18 protein-coding genes are annotated in these 18,923 nt (G+C 66.1%); 13 read left to right on the top strand and 5 right to left on the bottom strand.

The window, feature by feature from the left end; translation table 11 throughout:
• Positions 1–51 precede the first annotated feature (51 nt).
• The 5 genes from RPB_RS12410 (at position 52) to rplI (ending at position 4,009) form a co-directional block, all read left to right on the top strand.
• The gene (locus tag RPB_RS12410) at positions 52–1,335 is read left to right on the top strand and encodes a GGDEF domain-containing protein (protein ID WP_011441355.1); all 1,284 of its coding nucleotides are present in this window, start codon (positions 52–54) and stop codon (positions 1,333–1,335) included.
• A 246-nt stretch (positions 1,336–1,581) separates the two neighbouring features.
• The gene (rpsF, locus tag RPB_RS12405) at positions 1,582–2,061 is read left to right on the top strand and encodes a 30S ribosomal protein S6 (protein WP_011441354.1); all 480 of its coding nucleotides are present in this window, start codon (positions 1,582–1,584) and stop codon (positions 2,059–2,061) included.
• Between the two features lie 5 nt (positions 2,062–2,066).
• Complete coding sequence (rpsR, locus tag RPB_RS12400; RefSeq protein WP_011441353.1) at positions 2,067–2,306, top strand: 30S ribosomal protein S18; 240 nt, start codon at positions 2,067–2,069, stop codon at positions 2,304–2,306.
• Positions 2,307–2,432: 126 nt separating this feature from the next.
• On the top strand, positions 2,433–3,383 hold the full coding sequence (locus RPB_RS12395) for a hypothetical protein (protein WP_011441352.1): 951 nt from the start codon (positions 2,433–2,435) through the stop codon (positions 3,381–3,383).
• A gap of 35 nt (positions 3,384–3,418) precedes the next feature.
• Complete coding sequence (gene rplI, locus RPB_RS12390; protein ID WP_011441351.1) at positions 3,419–4,009, top strand: 50S ribosomal protein L9; 591 nt, start codon at positions 3,419–3,421, stop codon at positions 4,007–4,009.
• A 93-nt stretch (positions 4,010–4,102) separates the two neighbouring features.
• On the opposite strand, the gene RPB_RS25170 is transcribed toward rplI, so the two are convergent.
• Complete coding sequence (locus RPB_RS25170; RefSeq protein WP_011441350.1) at positions 4,103–5,248, bottom strand: hypothetical protein; 1,146 nt, start codon at positions 5,246–5,248, stop codon at positions 4,103–4,105.
• A 551-nt stretch (positions 5,249–5,799) separates the two neighbouring features.
• Here RPB_RS25170 and RPB_RS25165 point away from each other — a divergent pair.
• The 3 genes from RPB_RS25165 to alr all read left to right on the top strand — a co-directional run bounded on the left by RPB_RS25165 (position 5,800) and on the right by alr (position 8,962).
• Positions 5,800–5,922 carry a hypothetical protein gene (locus RPB_RS25165; RefSeq protein ID WP_283804828.1) on the top strand — a complete coding sequence of 41 codons (123 nt, stop codon included), beginning with the start codon at positions 5,800–5,802 and terminating at the stop codon, positions 5,920–5,922.
• Between the two features lie 251 nt (positions 5,923–6,173).
• Complete coding sequence (locus RPB_RS12375) at positions 6,174–7,670, top strand: replicative DNA helicase (RefSeq protein WP_011441348.1); 1,497 nt, start codon at positions 6,174–6,176, stop codon at positions 7,668–7,670.
• Between the two features lie 50 nt (positions 7,671–7,720).
• Positions 7,721–8,962, top strand: a complete 1,242-nt coding sequence (alr, locus tag RPB_RS12370) for an alanine racemase (protein WP_041798226.1) — start codon at positions 7,721–7,723, stop codon at positions 8,960–8,962.
• 24 nt (positions 8,963–8,986) lie between these two features.
• Here the strand turns inward: alr and RPB_RS12365 are convergent, their stop codons facing one another.
• Together RPB_RS12365 and RPB_RS12360 are read right to left on the bottom strand one after the other, a co-directional pair.
• Entirely contained in the window at positions 8,987–9,241 is a 255-nt protein-coding gene (locus RPB_RS12365) for a hypothetical protein (protein ID WP_011441346.1), read from the bottom strand.
• A gap of 229 nt (positions 9,242–9,470) precedes the next feature.
• Complete coding sequence (locus tag RPB_RS12360; RefSeq protein ID WP_011441345.1) at positions 9,471–9,863, bottom strand: NifB/NifX family molybdenum-iron cluster-binding protein; 393 nt, start codon at positions 9,861–9,863, stop codon at positions 9,471–9,473.
• A gap of 205 nt (positions 9,864–10,068) precedes the next feature.
• Between RPB_RS12360 and radA the strand changes: the two genes are divergently transcribed.
• The 5 genes from radA to RPB_RS12335 all read left to right on the top strand — a co-directional run bounded on the left by radA (position 10,069) and on the right by RPB_RS12335 (position 16,097).
• Positions 10,069–11,520, top strand: a complete 1,452-nt coding sequence (radA, locus tag RPB_RS12355) for a DNA repair protein RadA (protein WP_011441344.1) — start codon at positions 10,069–10,071, stop codon at positions 11,518–11,520.
• Positions 11,521–11,732: 212 nt separating this feature from the next.
• Entirely contained in the window at positions 11,733–12,359 is a 627-nt protein-coding gene (locus tag RPB_RS12350) for a CvpA family protein (RefSeq protein WP_011441343.1), read from the top strand.
• A 22-nt stretch (positions 12,360–12,381) separates the two neighbouring features.
• Positions 12,382–13,926 carry an amidophosphoribosyltransferase gene (purF, locus tag RPB_RS12345; protein ID WP_011441342.1) on the top strand — a complete coding sequence of 515 codons (1,545 nt, stop codon included), beginning with the start codon at positions 12,382–12,384 and terminating at the stop codon, positions 13,924–13,926.
• Positions 13,927–14,047: 121 nt separating this feature from the next.
• Positions 14,048–14,791, top strand: coding sequence for an SDR family NAD(P)-dependent oxidoreductase (locus tag RPB_RS12340; protein ID WP_011441341.1), 744 nt, complete (start codon positions 14,048–14,050; stop codon positions 14,789–14,791).
• A 79-nt stretch (positions 14,792–14,870) separates the two neighbouring features.
• Positions 14,871–16,097: an ABC transporter substrate-binding protein gene (locus RPB_RS12335; RefSeq protein WP_011441340.1), complete on the top strand. Its 1,227-nt coding sequence runs from the start codon at positions 14,871–14,873 to the stop codon at positions 16,095–16,097.
• A gap of 105 nt (positions 16,098–16,202) precedes the next feature.
• Here the strand turns inward: RPB_RS12335 and RPB_RS12330 are convergent, their stop codons facing one another.
• Together RPB_RS12330 and der are read right to left on the bottom strand one after the other, a co-directional pair.
• A complete protein-coding gene (locus RPB_RS12330; protein ID WP_011441339.1) occupies positions 16,203–17,477 on the bottom strand; it encodes a TCR/Tet family MFS transporter in 1,275 nt (424 codons plus the stop codon).
• Entirely contained in the window at positions 17,474–18,853 is a 1,380-nt protein-coding gene (gene der / locus RPB_RS12325) for a ribosome biogenesis GTPase Der (protein WP_011441338.1), read from the bottom strand. The genes RPB_RS12330 and der overlap by 4 nt, the downstream gene beginning before the upstream one ends.
• Positions 18,854–18,923 lie beyond the last annotated feature (70 nt).

Raw genomic sequence — 18,923 nt, 5'->3', positions numbered from 1 at the left:
TATAAACAATTTGGGGAATAGCCTTTGGGATAACACCAAACAACTCACCTGATGCGCCGCGTGAACAATCCCAAACTCAACTTCATCGAAGCAGCCAACGCCGGGGGGCCGATCGTCGAGACGCGCCTGATCCGATGGCTGATCAACGGTCCCAGACCGCAACCCGACGCCATCCTGCGCCGCCTGCTGCTGCAAAGTCAGACCAAGACGCGCACGCTGCTGATGGCCATGCTGTCGACGACGATGTTCACGATCATCGCGGCGCTGTTGACGGGGAAGACCTGGGCCTATGCCTGGATTGCGTTCGAGGTGGCCTTCGGCATTGCGCGCTACAGTGTCGCGCGAAGGATGAGCACAGCACACGCGTCCGATCGGCCCGCCGACGGACTGCCAATCTACCTCGGGCTCGCCTGGGCGCTCAACTATTCGGTCGGCTGCACGCTCTGCGTCCTGACGGGTCAAGGACCTTTGATTCTGCTGACCGGCATCGTCATCGCGGGGCTTTCCGGGGCCATCTCCTCCCGACATGCCGGCACGCCGCGCTACGGCATCGCCCTGATCTGCATTCTGGTGCTGCCATACACGGTGGCGATGGTGTTTTCGCCGATTGCGCAGACCTACCTGATCGCGCTGCTCATTCCGGGCTGGGGAGCCGGAATGGCTCTCCTTCTGTTCGAGAACTACGATGTTCTGCTCCATCTGTTTCTTTCGGAGCGGGAAAACAAATGGCTGGCGAACTACGACCAGCTCACTGGCCTGCCGAACCGGACCATGCAGCATCGGCGCTTCGACGAGTTGCTCCGCGACGCGAGGGGCGCGCCAGGACGGGACGATCAGCCTCTGACGGTGCTCTGCCTCGACCTCGACGGCTTCAAGGCCGCCAATGACGGCTACGGCCATGCGGTCGGCGACGCTGTGCTGGTGGTGGTGGCCGAACGGCTGCGCAGTTGCGTGCGCGATCACGACCTCATCTTCCGGGTCGGCGGCGACGAATTCGTGATCCTGCTTCCGGCTGTCTCGGCGATGGAAAGCGCGCCGATCGCCGAGCGGGTGATCGCGCGGATCGCCCAGCCCTTCGACCTCGGCCAAGACACCCCGCTCAGCATCGGCGTCAGCATCGGCAGCGCCACTTTCCCCAACGACGGCCCGACTGCCGACGACCTGTTGCGATCGGCCGATCACGCAATGTACGAGGCCAAGCGGCGCGGCAGAGGCGTCGTTGTCCACTGCGGTGCCCGCGACGACGCGATCGGGCTGGTTCCAATGCCGGATGCCGACGCCCGCGCGGCGCGCCGGGTTTGGTCCGCGGCACACGCCGACAAGGTTGATTCCTGAGGTCGATGGCGCCGGACACCGGTCCGACCCTTGCCATTGCGACAAAAATACGTATAACCCGCGCATCCGCAGATCCCGGCCGGGAGCTGAACGGACGGTCTCAGCATTTTCACCTTTCTGGCGAAATTGATGCGGCAGAGCCAGTCGGCTCGTCGTCCCGTGCTCCCGCCTTCTGAGCAGTCGAGTCCTTTCCGAAGGGTTCGAAGGGCTTGCCGCCGGTTCTGCGCCAACATGGAAAGGACCATCATGCCTCTTTATGAGCATGTTTTTCTCGCGCGCCAGGACGCGAGCACCCAGCAGGTGGAAGAGTTGACCACCCAGATCACCGGCGTGATCGAAGGTCTCGGCGGCAAGGTCACCAAGACCGAAGCCTGGGGACTGCGTTCCCTCACCTACCGCATGAACAAGAACCGCAAGGCGCATTTCGTGCTGCTCAACATCGACGGCCCCTCCGCGGTGGTCTCCGAGATCGAGCGCCAGGAGCGCATCAACGAGGACATCGTCCGCTATCTGACGGTCCGCGTCGATGAGCACGAGGAAGGCCCCTCGGCGATGATGCGCAAGGCCGATCGTGACCGCGAACGCGACGACCGTGGCCCCCGCGAGGGCGGCTTCCGGGGCGACCGTGAAGGCCGTGGCGACCGCGAGGGCGGCGGCTTCCGGGGTGACCGGGGTCCGCGCCGTCCGCGTGAAGACGCCGACACTGCCGCAGCGAGCGAGGAGTAAGAATCATGGCTGAAGCAGGTGCCCGCCGTCCGTTCTTCCGCCGCCGCAAGACCTGCCCGTTCACGGGCCCGAATGCGCCGAAGATCGACTACAAGGATTCCAAGCTGCTGATGCGTTACGTCTCCGAGCGCGGCAAGATCGTGCCGAGCCGCATCACCGCTGTCTCCGCCAAGAAGCAGCGCGAACTCGCGCGCGCCATCAAGCGCGCCCGTTTCCTCGGCCTGCTGCCCTACGTCATTCGCTGATCTCTCACCCGCGGCGTCCGCGCCGCGGGTTTCCACCCGTTGTCGTAAGTCATAAGGCTCCGCTCGTCCGGATGCCGATGGTTGGGGCGAACCGCCTCTAACCGCTCGAAAGGAGCGGGACAGCTGATGATGATCCAGATCCTGATCGCGATTGCCGCAGGCTGCGCCTCGGCGCTGATGTTCGCCTCGATCGTCTCGGGCGCGTTGATCTCCCTGATTCTGTTCTATCTGGCGCCGCTACCGCTGATGGTGGCCGCGCTCGGCTGGGGCGCCGTCGGCGCCGCGGCCGGCGGACTGCTCGGCGCCGCAGGGCTCGCCGCGATCTTCAGTTTCTCCTATGCCATCGCCTTCATCGTCACCGTCGTGGCGCCGGCCTACTGGCTCGGCCGCCTCGCGATGCTGGCGCGGCCAGCCGAAGCGTCCGATGCACCCCCGCCCGGCGCGCTGGAGTGGTACCCGGTCGGCCGCATCGTGGTGTGGTTGGCCGGCTTCGCCGCGTTGACCACGATGGCCGCGATGCTGACGCTGGGCACCGACGGCGCGACCATCAGCGAAGGCCTGCGCAGCGGATTGCAACGGGCGCTGAGCCCGCGCGACTCCGCCGATACCGACAAGCTGATCGACGCGCTGGTCGCCGTCGCGCCGCCGGCCGCCGCCACCGTCGCGATGCTGACCTTGACGCTGAATCTTTGGCTCGCCGCCAAGATCACCGCGACCTCCGGCCGGCTGACCCGGCCACGGCCCGATCTGCGCACGGTGGCGCTGCCGGCGATGACTCTGGCGGTGCTGTCACTCGCGCTCGGCCTCAGCTTTGCCGGCGGAATCGCCGGATTGATCGGCAAGACCGTCAGCGCCGCGCTGCTGGTCGCTTATGGGCTGACCGGTGCCGCAACGCTGCACACGTTGACGATGACCGCCCGCCATCGCGGCTTTCTGTTGAGTTCTACCTACGCGCTGGTGCTGATCTTCCTGTGGCCTGCGATCGGCCTGATGGCTCTCGGCATCGGCGACGCCGCCTTCGGCTTTCGGCAGCGCTACTACCAGCGCCGATCGATGCCGCCGCCGCCCACTACCTGATTTCGTCCCTTATCCAACGACACGAGGAGAACAATATGGAAGTCATTCTGCTGGAACGCGTCGCCAAGCTCGGCCAAATGGGCGAGTTGGTTCGCGTCAAGGACGGTTACGCCCGTAATTTCCTTCTGCCGCGCGGCAAGGCGCTGCGCGCGACCGCGGCTAATCGCGACAAATACGAGCACATGAAGGCCGACCTCGAGGCGCGCAACATCGCCGCCAAGGCCGAAGCGGCGAAGGTCGCGGAGAAGATCGACGGTCACAACGTCATCGTCATCCGCCAGGCGTCGGAGACCGGTCAGCTGTTCGGTTCGGTTTCGGTGCGTGACATCGTCACGAGCTTCGAAGCCGAAGGCGTCATGATCAGCCGCAGCCAGATCCTGCTCGATGCGCCGATCAAGACGATCGGCAAGCACGCCATCGAGGTTGCAGTGCATCCGGAGGTCGAAGTCGGCGTGTCGGTGACGGTGGCGCGCAGCGCCGAAGAAGCCGAGCGGATCAACCGCGGCGAAGATATCTCGACCCGTCGTGAAGATCAGGACGCAGCCGCCGAGGCGATCGCCGCGGCCGGCGAATTCTTCGATCCGGACGCAGTGCAGGACGACGAAGAACAGCCGGTGGAGCAGTAAGCACTCGTCGGTCGCGCATCTCAGCGAAGAGCCCGGCATTCACGCCGGGCTCTTTTGCGTTGAGAGGGCTTGTTGCGTTCAGGATGAGCCGGACTACCGTGAGATCGGTACATCCGGCGCACTGCCTTGATCGGACGGCGGCGGGACCGGCGTCACGGTGACGGAAGGCTCGCTGCTGGGAGCGACCGCCGGGGCCGGTGCGTTAGTCGTCGGCGCGGGCGTGCCCGTCGACGCAGGCGACTCGGCCGGCTTCGTCTGCGGAGCCGTCCCGGACCCCGGTGGCGTGTCGGCCGCTTTCGGCGCGGGCGTCACCGCAGGAACCGGATCGGCGCGCAGTGGCACCTCGTCCGGCGTCGTGGCCCGCGCCGCCGGCGCGGCTTCCGGCTTCGACGTGTCGGATTTCGGCGGCTCGCGCTTGATGTCGTCGGCCTTCGGCATGTCCGGCTTGGCGACATCCGATGTCGACACACCGGGCTTGGAGGCGTCGGAGCTCGACGTCTCCGGCTTTGCAGCCTCCGGTTTTACAGTCTCCGGTTTTACAGTCTCCGGCTTTGAAGTTTCAGATGCGGAAGGTCCCGGCTTCGCAGCATCAGGCTTCGCTGCAGTCGGTTCGCTGGCGGCTGGCGCTGGCTTCGCAGCTTCGCCCTTGGCCGCCTCGGCGCCCGCAGGCGCATTCTTCGCCGGCTTGTCCTTCCGGCTCTGCTTGCGGTGATCCTTCGCGGGCGGTTGCTCTGCGGGCGCAGCGGTCTCCGCGGCAGCCCCTTCGGCGGGTTTGTCCGCCTCCGGCTTCGGCGGCCGCTTGCTGTGTCGGTTGCGGCGCGTGCCCTCCTCGGCCGGCGCCGTGGCCTCGGGCCTGGCAGCCTCGGGTTTGCCCGCCTCGGGCTTCGCGGCCTCCTGCGCACGCGGCCTGCGACCCGGTCGGCCGTCCTGCTGGCCGGGATCAGTCCTGACGTCGTTCTGCCTGTAGCGGGTGTCGGTCGCGCCGTTGGAGATCAGATAGGCTGCGAGCAACGAAGCCATGTCGCTGCTGGTCGTGTAGTGCTGCCGCAGAAACGAAGCCAGAGAGTTGGGCGGGACGGAGCGGACGAGACCGCGCGCGCCTTTGTGGCAGACGGCGCAAGTCGCTGCGAAAAGCTGGGCCGGAGTCTTGCCGGCTTCGAGGTTCTGCGCCCGCGCCGGGGGCATGATGGAGGCGATCAGAAGCATCACCGCCGCTGAAATGAGCGCTCGGCTCGTCATTCAATCCTCCAATGCATTCAAAGCCGCGCCCGCGGCGCAGCTCTTTTAGCCGATTGGAGAATGATTGGAAGGGAGGAGATGGCGCTGTTTCGTCCTAGCGGATAGTCGCATACCAGCCGCGCGATCGGATCATCGATGGGCCGTGCCGGCGCGACTGTGCGCGGTCCGACGACCGGGTTCGCCACCGCGCGCCCTGGACTCAGGCAGCGTGGACCAAGCGTCCTTTGCCCTCACTATCGTGGGGCCCCTTGCGAATCGACAGATGCGCACGCGCGGCCTGCAGCAGCTCCCGGTCGCAGGGTGGGGATCGACCATCGCTGCAGGACGAAGCCTCGAACGATTCGATTAGGGACTTCAGCCAGAGCCGGTCGGATCCGTCGCGTCGCTGATTCTGAGCCATCGCCGTTCCCGTGTTTACGTCGTCGTCTTCGTCTTTGTCCATTTACGTGATCAACCTACCGTCGCTCGAACCGTTCCTTGATGGGTTTGCCTTCAGCTTGATGTGATCCCGATCACAGATCGATGTCGCTGGATGGCGCTCAATCCGGCCCATGATCGACAAGCCACCGCGAACCCACCTCCTCATCCCGAAGGACATCGCGATCGACGATGCCCTGCTTGCCGTCGGGATCGCCGCAGGACTGATCGGACTGATCGGCCTGCTGCTGGCGTAACGCAACCGACCTGCTCAATAGGTATGGGCGCGCGATTGCGAGGTTCAACCGGGCGGCGACAAAGGCGTAACGCCTTGGCTGACGGCTTCCGCAACGCCGGTTCCGTCAAGCCCGCGGCCTCGGGCGCATCGGGTCATCCACACTCTTCTTCGAGCTGGTGCATAACGCGCGATTGACGCTTCCGCTCGCGATTGAATCGGCGCTTTAGTCGCGCCCCGCATCCGACAAATTCGAAAGAACAATCCAGAGCTATGGCCGCCATTGATTCGAACGTTCTGAAGCTCGCGCCCGACGCCACCGCGCCTGCCTATCGGACCGCGCCCCACAATATCGAGGCGGAACAGGCCCTGCTCGGCGCCATCCTTGTCAATAATGACGCGTTCTACCGGGTGTCGGACTTTCTCGAGGCGAAGCACTTCTTCGAAACCATCCACCAGACCATCTTCGAAACGGCGACCAGCCTGATCCGCGCCGGCAAGGTCGCGACGCCGATCACGCTCAAAACCTTCCTCGCCGCCGACCTCGATCTCGGCGGCCTGACGGTCGCACAATATCTGGCGCGACTCGCCGCCGAAGCCACCACCATCATCAACGCCCACGACTACGGCCGGACCATCTACGAGCTGTCGCTGCGGCGCGACCTGATCGGCATCGGCACCGATATGGTCAATGTCGCGTTCGACGCGCCGGTCGATTTTGCGCCGCGCAACCAGATCGAGGACGCCGAGCGCAGGCTGTACGAGCTCGCGGAATCCGGCCGCTATGACGGCGGCTTCCAGCGTTTTTCGCAGGCGCTGACCACCGCGGTCGATATGGCCGCAAAGGCGTTCCAGCGCGACGGCAAGCTGTCCGGCATCGCCACCGGCCTGCGCGATCTCGACACCAGGATGGGCGGACTGCAGCATTCCGACTTGATCGTCCTCGCCGGCCGCCCCGGCATGGGCAAGACCGCGCTCGCCACCAACATCGCCTACAATGTCGCCAAGGCCTATCGCGGCGAGGTCCAGGCCGACGGCACGACGAAGGCCGTCAATGGCGGCATCGTCGGCTTCTTCTCCTGCGAAATGTCGGCCGAACAGCTCGCCACCCGTATTCTCGCCGAGCAGGCGGAGATCGCGTCGAGCAAGATCCGGCGCGGCGGCATTTCGGAATCCGATTTCGAGAGAATCCGCGACGTCTCGATCGAGTTGCAATCGCTGCCGCTTTACGTCGACGAAACCGGCGGCCTGGCGATCTCTCAACTCACCGCGCGAGCGCGGCGGCTGAAGCGGCAGAAGGGCCTCGACCTGCTGGTGGTCGACTACATCCAGCTGCTGCAGGGCTCGAGCAAGAAGGGCGACAACCGCGTTCAGGAAGTCACCGAGATCACCACCAATCTGAAGGCGCTGGCGAAGGAGCTCAACGTTCCGATCATCGCGCTGTCGCAGCTGTCGCGTCAGGTCGAATCCCGCGACGACAAGCGTCCCCAGCTTTCCGACCTGCGTGAATCGGGCTCGATCGAACAGGACGCCGACGTGGTGATGTTCGTGTTCCGCGAGGAGTACTACCTGCAGAACAAGGAGCCACGGCCCGGCACGCCGGAACACGAAAAATGGGCGACCGACATGGACCTCGTCCACGGCAAGGCCGAAGTCATCATCGCCAAGCAGCGCCATGGCCCGACCGGCACGGTCGACCTGCAGTTCGAGGGCCAGTTCACGCGCTTCAGCGATCTGGTCAGCGAAGGCCACCTGCCGGAACGGATCTGAGCTGCAGCAACTCCCGTTGAATGGAATTCGGGCAGCGATTATTGTGCGGCATGAACATCCTCCCCGATCCGAATGCGACCGTCGCCAGCCTGTTGACACCTGAAGCCGCGAAGGCAGCGGCGCTCGCTGCGGCGACCGCCACAGCCCCCGGCATTCTCACCATCGACCTCGACGCGATCGTCGCCAATTGGCGCAAGCTGGAGAAGACCGCGGTGCCGGCCGAAGCCGCCGCCGTGGTCAAGGGCGACGCCTATGGCTGCGGCATCGCGCCGGTCACCAAGGCGCTCGTGGCCGCCGGCTGCAAGACCTTCTTCGTCGCAACGCTCGCCGAGGCCGCCGCCGTCCGTGCGACCGCGCCGGACGCGGCGATCTACGTTCTCGACGGCTTCTTCCAGAGCACCGGCGATGAATTCGCCAGGCTGAACTGCCGCCCGGTGATCGGCGACCTCTATGAACTCGCCGAGTGGGACGTGTATTGCCGCCGCACGCAGTGGAGCGGCGGCGCGGCGATCCATATCGACACCGGCATGAACCGCCTCGGCCTGACGATCTCCGAAGCGCAGGGCATCGTGCCGCGGATCGCCACGGGGGATCACGGCATCACGCTGGTGATCAGTCACCTCGCCGCGGCCGAGGCGCTCAACCATCCGATGAACGCCCGACAGGTCACGGCGTTTCGCGAGATCGCGAGCCTGTTCACCGGCGTGCCGGCGTCGCTGTCGGCCTCCTCCGGCATCTTCCTCGACCCGCAATTCGCCTTCGACATGGTGCGCCCAGGTGCCGCGCTCTACGGCATCAACCCGACGCCGGAGGCCGACAATCCGATGCAGCCGGTGGTCGATCTCAAGGCCCGCATCCTGCAGGTCCGCAGCGTCGAGCGCGGCGACAGCGTCGGCTATGGCGGCACCTGGACGGCGCGGCGCCCGACCAAGATCGCGGTGCTGTCCGCCGGCTATGCCGACGGTTACTTCCGCGCCGCCGGCTCCAACGATGGCACCCGCGGCGCCGACGTGATCATCGCCGGCCAGCGCTGCCCGGTCGCCGGACGGATTTCGATGGACCTGCTCGCGGTCGACGTCACCGACCTGCCCGCCAACGCCGCCCGCCGCGGCCAGATGGCGACGCTGATCGGCGACGGCATCACCGTCGACGAACTCGGGCATCATTTCGGCAGCATCGGCTACGAAGTGCTGACCAGCCTCGGCCGCCGCTACGCGAGGGTCTACAACGGCGGTGACGCGAAGCCGGCGGACAAGCCGGCGGCCGACACGCCGCCGGCGGCATTGAGCTGACGGCGGCGGACGGTCACCGCCGACCTAGTCCTCGTGCACCAGAAACAGGAAGCCGGTGATCGCCGCGAGAAACGCAAACGAGCCGGCGATGCCGACGACCAGCACCGCGCGGATCAGCATCGGCGCCTCGCTGGTGTCGATGACTTTGGCCAGGCCGAAGTAATTGCCGAGCAGCAGCACGATCGCGAACAGCGCCCCGAACACCGCGCCCATGGCGAAATGCCCGGCCACCTGCCGCCATTTCCGTCGCTCATAGGCGTTGCGATCGTCGTCGGGCATGGTCACGCGATGCTAGAGCAATTCATCGCGTGGTTGAAGCGGCACGGCCTTCCGCAGGCACTGCTCGTCATCCTGGGTGTCCGGCCGAAGATGCGGCCTATCACATCGGGCACCACCGCCTCAACGCGTCATGCCCGGCCTCGTGCCGGGCATCCACGTCTTGCAGCAGACGCAGGAAGTTAAGGCGTGGATGGCCGGGACGAGCCCGGCCATGACGAGATGCGGCGATTCAATGCCGCGAGAACAAATCCCGCAGCCGGCACAGCGTCGTGGTGATGTCGAAGCGCTGGTCGGGCAGCGTCTCGCCCTTGATGATGAGATCGATCGCGGTCGCGGGATCGGTCTCGCCGGTGAGCAGCACGTCGGCGCCGCGCTTCTTCATGTGACGGACGAAGCCGTCGCCGGCGCTCCCCGCGACGATCAGTTCGACGCCGTCGAGCGGATGCGGACCGTCGTCCTTGAAGTAGTGCGGAAGCTGCTCCTTGGTCAGTTCGACCCGGGTCGGCGCCGGCAGCGGCGCGTCGCCGCGATGCCCGGCCAGATCGTACAACAGCCATTGCCGCGCCTGCCCGGCGTGGCCGCTGACGGTGACCCAATCCGAGGTGGGGATGGCAATCTTCATGTTGGCTCTTCCGCTCTGTGCTCAGAATCGGAAGCCACAATGCCGCGCCTTCCAGGCAACGGCGTTGATCCAAATCTTCCTCATCGATTGCTGCCTCGGCGTCGCCGCTCGCCAACTGCTGGCGTCAACCTCGCCTCCGAGGTTGACGCCAAGAACAAAGTATGAACAAAAATGTCGACACGCTCTCGTCGCGACTGCATGAACAATGGCCAAAGCCTCGCCCTCCTTCGTCTGCCAGAACTGCGGCGCAGCCTTTAACCGCTGGCAGGGCAAGTGCGAGTCCTGCGGCGAGTGGAATACGCTGGTCGAGGAAGCCGGCGACAGCGCCGTCCCGGTCAGCATCCGCGCCAAGCGGCGCGGGCGGCCGTTCAAGCTGGAATCGCTCGCCGGCAAAAGCGTCGACGCGCCGCGCCTGCCCTCCGGCATGGCCGAACTCGACCGCGTCACCGGCGGCGGCTTCGTCCGCGGCTCGGTGCTGCTGGTCGGCGGCGATCCCGGCATCGGCAAGTCGACGCTGCTGACCCAGGCCACCAGCCTGATGGCGCGCAGCGGCCATCGCGCGGTGTACATCTCCGGCGAAGAAGCGGTGGCGCAGGTGCGGCTGCGCGCCGAGCGGCTCGGCCTCGCCTCCGCGCCGGTCGAACTCGCCGCCGAGACTTCGGTCGAAGACATCATCGCAACCCTTTCTGAAGGCGCGACGCCGCGGCTGATCGTGATCGATTCGATCCAGACGATGTGGACCGACACGGTCGAGTCGGCGCCCGGCACGGTGACGCAAGTGCGCGCCTCGGCGCAGGCGCTGATCCGCTTTGCCAAGAAGAGCGGCGCGGCGATCATCCTGGTCGGCCATGTCACCAAGGACGGCCAGATCGCCGGTCCGCGCGTGGTCGAGCACATGGTCGACGCGGTGCTGTCGTTCGAGGGCGAAGGCTCGCAGCAGTTCCGCATCCTGCGCGCGGTGAAGAACCGCTTCGGACCGACCGACGAGATCGGCGTGTTCGAGATGACCGGGCTCGGCCTGCGCGAAGTCGCCAACCCGTCGGAGCTGTTCCTGTCCGAGCGCGATCTCGGCTCGCCCGGCACCGCGGTGTTCGCCGGCATCGAGGGCACCCGCCCGGTGCTGGTCGAATTGCAGGCGCTGGTGGCGCCGACCACGCTCGGCACCCCGCGGCGCGCGGTGGTCGGCTGGGATTCGGCGCGGCTGTCGATGGTGCTGGCGGTGCTGGAGGCGCATTGCGGCGTCAAGCTGTCGGGCTACGACGTCTATTTCAACGTTGCCGGCGGGCTGCGGATCAACGAGCCGGCGGCCGATCTCGCCGCAGCAGCAGCGTTGGTGTCGTCGCTGGCGAATTCACCGTTGCCGACCGACGCGGTCTATTTCGGCGAAATCTCGCTGTCGGGCGCGGTGCGGCCGGTGGCGCAGACCGCCGCTAGGCTAAAGGAAGCCGCCAAGCTCGGCTTTGCCCGCGCCATCTTGCCGGAGACCGCCCGCGGCGACGCGCCGTCCGACGCCGGGATGGCGCTGCAGACGGTCGGCGGCCTCACCAGCTTGGTCGCCGACATCGCCGCGCGTGGAACGCCCCGCCCCGCCGGCCGCGACACTGCGTCTTCGGAGAAAAATGCCACACCGGCGCGATTCCGGCGGCAGGAAGGCTGAACCGGGGTGACCTTTGCCGGTGGCGCCGCTATACAACGCGCGCGCTTTCCGGCAGCGGCGGCCACCAAGCTTTAACCCAGCGGAACATTGCTGTGGCGACGGGGTGGATGGCGGTTTTCTCGCCTTGCGCCGCGTGCCATACCACCGTCACCTGGAGCGGCGCTGCGCACGCCGATTCTCCGTTTTGCAGACCGAGCGGACCCGACGAACCGATGCCGATCACGATTCTCGATTTCGTTGTCCTCGCGGTGATGTTGGTGTCGGGCCTGCTGGCGATGGTCCGCGGCTTCATGCGCGAAGTGCTGTCGATCGCGGCCTGGGGCGCCGCCGCGCTGGTGACGCTGTACGCCTTCCAAAAGTTGCTGCCGACCGCCAAGACCTATTTTTCGAACGATACCGTGGCCGCCGTCGTCGTGATCGCCGGCGTGTTCCTCGGCACCCTGATCGTGGTGTCGATCGTCACCGTGCGGATCTCCGACATGATCCTCGATTCGCGGATCGGCGCGCTCGATCGGACGCTCGGGTTCCTGTTCGGCCTCGCGCGCGGTCTGCTGATCGTCGTTGTGGCCTATCTGTTTTTCAACTGGCTGGTACCCGAAAAGCAGCGGCCTGATTGGGTAACCAATGCAAAATCACGCACCGTCCTTCAAGGAAGCGGTGATTGGTTGATGACGCTCTTGCCGGACGACCCTGAAAATACCATCTTGAAAAGGTTCAAGAAGAAGTCTGACGACGAGCAGACCGACGAGTCGGCGACGCCCGGCAGTGGCGACGGCTACAGCAAACCCGCCCGCGACAGTTTGAAAAAGCTGATAGAGGGCAAACCCGACGCACGCTGACGCGTGCTCAGTGAGAGGCGCGATGGACGCGATCAACAGCTCTTCCGACGACGCCGCAACGCCCGCTCTGGACGCCCGCGACACGCAAGATCTCGATAACCATATTCTGGATAACGACGTGTTCGATACCGACGGCGATACGCTGCGGGAAGAATGCGGCGTCTTCGGCATCTTCGGCCATCCCGACGCCGCCGCCATCACCGCGCTCGGTCTGCACGCCCTGCAGCACCGCGGACAGGAAGCCGCCGGCATCGTCTCCTTCGACAACGGTCGCTTCCACTCGGAGCGCCGGCTCGGTCTGGTCGGCGACACCTTCTCCCGCGCCGACGTGATCGCCCGGCTGCCCGGCAATCTTGCGGTCGGCCACGTCCGCTATTCCACCACCGGCGAGACCATCCTGCGCAACGTGCAGCCGCTGTTCGCAGAGCTGAACGCCGGCGGCTTCGCGGTCGGCCACAACGGCAATCTCACCAACGGCCTGACGCTGCGCCGCGAACTGGTGCAGAGCGGCGCGATCATGCAGTCGACCACCGACACCGAGGTGATCCTGCATCTGGTCGCGCAATCCAAGCGTGGCCGCTTCATCGACCGCTTCATCGAGGCGTTGCGCGCGATCGAGGGCGCCTACTCGCTGGTGGCCCTGACCAATAAGAAGCTGATCGGCGCCCGCGATCCGCTCGGCATCCGCCCGCTGGTGCTGGGCGAGCTCGACGGCTGTCCGATCCTGGCATCCGAGACCTGCGCGCTCGACATCATCGGCGCGAAATACGTCCGCGACGTCGAGCCCGGCGAAATCATCGTATTCGACGAGAGCGGGGCGCAGAGCCACAAGCCGTTCCCGCCGCAGCCGCCGCGACCCTGCATCTTCGAGTACATCTACTTCGCGCGGCCGGATTCGATCGTCGGCGGTCGCTCGGTCTACGACGTCCGCAAGGGGTTCGGCGCCGAACTGGCGCGCGAAAGCCACGTTGCAGCCGACGTGGTGGTGCCGGTGCCGGATTCCGGCGTGCCGGCGGCGATCGGCTACAGCCGCGAAAGCGGCGTGCCGTTCGAGCTCGGCATCATCCGCAATCATTATGTCGGGCGCACTTTCATTCAGCCGACCCAGAGCGTCCGCGAACTCGGCGTGCGGATGAAGCATTCCGCCAATCGCGCGGCGATCGAAGGCAAGCGGATCGTCCTGATCGACGACAGCCTGGTGCGCGGCACCACCTCGAAGAAGATCGTCAAGATGATGCGCGACGCCGGCGCCAAGGAAGTTCACTTCCGCATCGCCTCGCCGCCGATCACGCATCCGGACTATTACGGCATCGACACCCCGGACCGCGCCGGCCTGCTCGCGGCGACGCGCTCGCTCGAAGAGATGCGAGATCTGATCGGTGCGGATTCGCTGGCCTTCCTGTCGGTCGACGGCATCTATCGCGCGATGGGTGAACCGCGCCGCGACCCGGCGCATCCGACCTACACCGACCATTGCTTCACCGGCGACTATCCGACGCCGCTGACGGACCTGAACCAGACCGAGGCGTCGCCGCGTCAGTTGTCGCTGCTGGCCGAAGCCAGCTGACGGCTCACCCCGTCCTTCTTACTAAAGTTCGTCGTGCCCGGCCTTGTGCCGGGCATCCACGTCTTTAGAAGGTCGTGGATGACCGGGGCCAGCCCGGCCGCCCCACGGACAAGAGCACGTCATGACCCAACCCCTCGCCTCCCGCATCGCACTCGTCACCGGCGCTTCGCGCGGCATCGGCTATGCGACCGCGCGGGCCCTCGCCAGGGCCGGTGCCCATGTCATCGCCGTGGCCAAGACGCAGGGCGGCCTTGAAGAACTCGACGACGCGATCCGCGCCGAGGGCGGCCACGCCGCGACGCTGGTGCCGCTGGATCTCACCGACTTCGATGCGATCGGCCGACTCGGCGCCTCGATCCACGAGCGCCACGGCAAGCTCGACGTGCTGGTCGGCAATGCCGGCATCGCCGGTCCGTCGTCGCCGCTCGGCCATATCGAGATGAAGTCCTGGACCGGCGTGATCGGCATCAACCTCACCGCCAACTTCCAGCTGATCCGCTGCATGGAGCCGCTGCTGCGGATGTCGGATGCCGGACGCGCGGTGTTCCTGACGTCGCGGGCCGGCGGCAGGGCCCCGGCCTATCGCGGCCCCTACGCGGCCTCCAAGGCGGCGCTTGAGACTTTAGTTCAAGTCTGGGCCAAGGAGGTGGTGAATACCACCCCGATCCGTATCAATCTGTTCGATCCCGGCCCCACCCGCACCAAGCTGCGCGGCACCATCATGCCCGGCGAAGACCCTGAAACGCTGCCGTCGCCGGAGCAGATCGCGGAGCTACTGGTACCTCTCTGCCTGCCGTCCTGGTCCGAGACCGGCAAACTGTTCGACGCGGCGTCCCGAACCTTGAAAGACCCCTCCGCCGATTGACTTCGGCCCGGTGGCGCGATTGACTGAACGTAAGCGGGGGCGACACCCGCTCACAATCGACCACCCAAGGGGGAAATGAATGAGAGTTATCTTCTCGTGCCGTCGCGCCGTGGCCATCGCGCTGGCCGGCGCTGCCTTCGCATCGCCCGCGTTCGCTCAGGACAAGACCGCCAAGATCGGCGTTCTCAACGACATGTCGAGCCTCTACGCCGACATCGGCGGACCGAACTCGGTCGTCGCCGCCAAGCTCGCCATCGCTGATTCCGGTCTCGAAAAGAAGGGCTGGAAAATCGATCTGGTCGTCGGCGACCATCAGAACAAGCCGGATATCGGCGTCAACGTCGCGCGCCAGTGGATCGACGTCGACAAGGTCGACATGATCACCGACACGCCGAACTCCGGCGTCGCGCTCGCGGTCAGCAATCTGGTCAAGGAAAAGAACATCATTCTGATGAACTCGGGCGGCGCCAGCGCCGACCTGACGGGCAAACAGTGCACGCCCAACACGATCTCGATGACCTACGACACCTACATGCTGGCCCACGGCACCGGCCAGGCGCTGACCAAAGCCGGTGGCAACACCTGGTTCTTCCTGACCGCGGACTACGCGTTCGGCGCCGCGCTCGAGCGTGACACCACCGCGGTGGTCAAGGCCAATGGCGGCCAGGTGCTCGGCGGCGTCAAGCATCCGCTCAACACCGCCGACTTCTCGTCGTTCCTGCTGCAGGCGCAGGCGTCCAAGGCCAAGGTCATCGGCCTCGCCAATGCCGGCGGCGACACCACCAATTCGATCAAGCAGGCTTCGGAATTCGGCATCACCGCCGGCGGCCAGAAGCTCGCCGCGCTGCTGCTGTTCATCAACGACGTGCACTCGCTCGGCCTCAAGGTCGCGCAGGGCCTGACCTTCACCGAATCCTACTACTGGGATCTCAACGACAATACCCGCGCCTTCGCCAAGCGCTTCTCGGAGCAGGCCAAGAACAACGCCAAGCCGTCGATGACCCAGGCCGGCGTCTATGCCGCCGTGCTGCACTATCTCAAGACGCTGGAGGCGATGGGCGGCAATCCGCATGACGGCGCCAAAGTCGTCGCCAAGATGAAAGAAATCCCGGCCGACGACACGCCGTTCGGCAAATCGATCATCCGCGCCGACGGCCGGCGCATGGTCCCGGCCTTCCTGTTCGAAGTGAAGTCCCCGGCGGAGTCGAAGGCGCCGTGGGACTACTACAAGAAGATCGCCGACATCTCCGCCGAAGACGCCGCGCGCCCGCTGGCCGACAGCGAGTGCCCGCTCGTCAAGAAGTAACCCCCAACGCCGTCATTGCGAGCAATCCAGATAACCGAGTGCCGTGCTGGATTGCTTCGTCGCTTCGCTTCTCGCAATGACGACGAACGCCACGAGTTTCAGCTTTCAGGCGCCGCTTGCGGCGCCTGATTTGCTTTGCGGCGGCGTCGAGATGCCTGCGAGTAGCATCGAAACCATCAGCAGCGCGCCGGCGAGCAGGAACGGCGCGCCGGGAAACCAAATCGGCGCATCGGGCTCGATGAAATAGGCGAAGATGCCCGTGAACAGGAAAGGCCCGATCAGCGCCGCGATGCTGTTCATGCTGGTGGTTGCGCCCTGCAATTGTCCTTGCTGCGCCGGCGCCACCAGGCGCGTCATCACCCCGGCGGTCGCCGGCTTAGCGATGCCCCACAGCGTCATCACCGGAATGCCGATCCAGAACAGCGCGCCGGTCGGCGCCAGCGCATAGATCAGAAAGCCCGCTGCGCCGCCGAGATAGCCGATCACTTGGGCGCGCCGCTCACCGAGCCGCTTGACCGCGGGGCCGACGAGAAAGCCCTGCACCACGGTAGTGCAGAAGCCGACGAAGGCCAAGGCGAGACCGACCGTGGTCTGATCCCACGCGTAGCGATAGCTGGCGTAGAGGACGAAGGTCGCGGACAGCGCCACATGGGCGACCTCGGCGCAGAACGCCACGATCGCCATACCGGCGAGTATCGCATTCGACGACAGCAACTGCACCGCGCCGATCGGATTGGCGGCCCGCCAGCGGAACGGCGACCGCCGCTCCGGCGGCAGCGATTCCGGCAGCACGAACAAGCCATACAGCGCGTTGCACAGGCTCAAGCCGGCCGCCACCCAGAACGGCAGCCGCGGATCGACGCCGCCGAGCAATCCGCCGATCGCCGGGCCGAAGATGAAGCCGAGGCCGAAGGCGGCGCCGACCTTGCCGAACACGGCCGCGCGTTTTTCCGCAGGTGTGACGTCGGCGATATAGGCGAACGAGGTTGAGATACTCGCCGAGGTGATGCCGGAGATCACCCGGCCGATGAACAGCCAGGCCAGCGTCGGCGCCAGCGCCATCAGGATGTAATCGAGCCCGAGACCGAGATTGGACAGCAGGATCACCCGGCGGCGGCCGAAACGATCAGACAGCGCGCCCAGCACCGGCGACGCGACGAACTGCATCAGCGCCCAGGCCGTGCCGAACAGGCCGTAGATCTTGGCCGCAGCCGCGGTGTCGTTGTCGGAGAAGCTCTCGATCAGCTTCGGCAGGATCGGCAGGATCATGCCGACGCTCAGCATGTCGAGCAGGATGGTGACGAAGATGAAGCCGACCGCGGCGGGGCGCGCGCCGGGTGCCGGCGCGCTCGTCCCGCTCGCGTGGCCGGCCGCGGTCATGATTTCCGTTTGCGCTTGTGGGCGAAAGGATTGGCCTTTTCGCGCAGCGTGATGCGGACCGGCGTGCCCGGCAGTTTGAACACGCCGCGCAGACTGTTGACCAGATAGCGCAGATAGGATTCCGGCACCGCGTCGGCGCGCGAACAGAACACCACGAAGCTCGGCGGTCGCGCCTTGGTCTGGGTGACGTAGTTCAGCTTCAGCCGGCGACCCGCGACCGCCGGCGGCGGATTTTGCGCCACCGCCTGCTCGAACCAGCGGTTCAGCGCTGCCGTCGACACCCGCGTATTCCACACCGCATAGGCGTCCTGGATCGCATCGATCAGCCGGTCGACGCCCTCGCCGAGCATCCCGGAGGTCGCGACGATCGGCACGCCGCGGACCTGGGGCAGCCAGTGATCGGCGTCGGCGCGCAACTGCGCGATCTGCCCGCCCTGCTGCTCGACCAGATCCCATTTGTTGACCGCGATCACCAGCGCGCGGCCCTCGCGCTCGATCAGGTCGGCGATGCGCAGATCCTGCTCCTCGAAGCGGTTCTGCGAATCCATCATCAGCACCACGACTTCGGCGAAACGCACCGCGCGCAGCGCATCGGCGACCGACAGCTTTTCGAGCTTCTCCTCGATCCGCGATCGGCGGCGCAGCCCGGCCGTGTCGAAGATCCGGAACTCGCGGCCTTTCCAGTTCACCTCGACGGCGATCGAGTCGCGCGTGGTGCCGGCCTCCGGGCTGGTCAGCAGCCGATCCTCGCCGAGCAGACGGTTGATGAAGGTCGATTTGCCGGCGTTCGGGCGGCCGACGATCGCGACCCGGATCGGGCGCTTGGAGAAGTCCTCCTCGGTGAGGCCGTCGATCTCCTCGTCGTCGTCCTCGACCTCCGGCTCCGGCATGATCGCGCGCAGCGCGTCGTAGAGTTCGCTGAGGCCCTCGCCGTGCTCGGCGGAGATCTGCACCGGGTCGCCGAGACCTAGCGCGTAGGACTCCATCGCGCCGATGCCGCCGGCCTTGCCTTCGCTCTTGTTGGCGACGAGGACCACGGGCTTGTTGGCGCGGCGGGCGAAATCGGCAAAGGCGCGGTCGTTCGGCGTCAGGCCGGCGCGGGCGTCGAACACGAACATCAGCGCGTCGGCGAGTTCGATCGCAGTTTCGGTCTGCTGCTGCATCCGCGCGGTCAGCGAGCCCTTGGCGCCTTCGTCGAGGCCAGCGGTATCGATAATCGTGAATTCGAGATCGCCGAGGCGCCCCTCGCCTTCGCGGCGATCGCGCGTCACGCCTGGAGTGTCGTCGACCAGCGCGAGCTTCTGCCCGACCAGACGATTGAACAGCGTCGACTTGCCGACGTTAGGTCGGCCGATAATGGCGAATGTGAATGACATGGCTGATCCGTGCGCCGAGAAGCGGTGGCCTGTCAATGTCGCGGGACGCCGGAGGAGCCCCCAAGGTCGG

Source organism: Rhodopseudomonas palustris HaA2 (genome assembly GCF_000013365.1).
GTDB classification, from domain to species: Bacteria; Pseudomonadota; Alphaproteobacteria; order Rhizobiales; family Xanthobacteraceae; genus Rhodopseudomonas; species Rhodopseudomonas palustris_J.
The sequence above is the reverse complement of the archived record's forward strand: the minus strand, read 5'-3'. Positions and strand labels throughout refer to the sequence as shown.

Coding starts and splice junctions, on each gene's coding strand:
- RPB_RS12395 (WP_011441352.1), top strand. CDS start 2,433: ATGATGATCCAGATCCTGATCGCGATTGCCGCAGGCTGCGCCTCGGCG.
- RPB_RS25170 (WP_011441350.1), bottom strand. CDS start 5,248: ATGACGAGCCGAGCGCTCATTTCAGCGGCGGTGATGCTTCTGATCGCC.
- RPB_RS12375 (WP_011441348.1), top strand. CDS start 6,174: ATGGCCGCCATTGATTCGAACGTTCTGAAGCTCGCGCCCGACGCCACC.
- RPB_RS12365 (WP_011441346.1), bottom strand. CDS start 9,241: ATGCCCGACGACGATCGCAACGCCTATGAGCGACGGAAATGGCGGCAG.
- RPB_RS12410 (WP_011441355.1), top strand. CDS start 52: ATGCGCCGCGTGAACAATCCCAAACTCAACTTCATCGAAGCAGCCAAC.
- RPB_RS12335 (WP_011441340.1), top strand. CDS start 14,871: ATGAGAGTTATCTTCTCGTGCCGTCGCGCCGTGGCCATCGCGCTGGCC.
- rplI (WP_011441351.1), top strand. CDS start 3,419: ATGGAAGTCATTCTGCTGGAACGCGTCGCCAAGCTCGGCCAAATGGGC.
- RPB_RS12360 (WP_011441345.1), bottom strand. CDS start 9,863: ATGAAGATTGCCATCCCCACCTCGGATTGGGTCACCGTCAGCGGCCAC.
- RPB_RS12350 (WP_011441343.1), top strand. CDS start 11,733: ATGCCGATCACGATTCTCGATTTCGTTGTCCTCGCGGTGATGTTGGTG.
- der (WP_011441338.1), bottom strand. CDS start 18,853: ATGTCATTCACATTCGCCATTATCGGCCGACCTAACGTCGGCAAGTCG.
- RPB_RS25165 (WP_283804828.1), top strand. CDS start 5,800: ATGATCGACAAGCCACCGCGAACCCACCTCCTCATCCCGAAGGACATC.
- purF (WP_011441342.1), top strand. CDS start 12,382: ATGGACGCGATCAACAGCTCTTCCGACGACGCCGCAACGCCCGCTCTG.
- rpsR (WP_011441353.1), top strand. CDS start 2,067: ATGGCTGAAGCAGGTGCCCGCCGTCCGTTCTTCCGCCGCCGCAAGACC.
- RPB_RS12330 (WP_011441339.1), bottom strand. CDS start 17,477: ATGACCGCGGCCGGCCACGCGAGCGGGACGAGCGCGCCGGCACCCGGC.
- RPB_RS12340 (WP_011441341.1), top strand. CDS start 14,048: ATGACCCAACCCCTCGCCTCCCGCATCGCACTCGTCACCGGCGCTTCG.
- rpsF (WP_011441354.1), top strand. CDS start 1,582: ATGCCTCTTTATGAGCATGTTTTTCTCGCGCGCCAGGACGCGAGCACC.
- radA (WP_011441344.1), top strand. CDS start 10,069: ATGGCCAAAGCCTCGCCCTCCTTCGTCTGCCAGAACTGCGGCGCAGCC.
- alr (WP_041798226.1), top strand. CDS start 7,721: ATGAACATCCTCCCCGATCCGAATGCGACCGTCGCCAGCCTGTTGACA.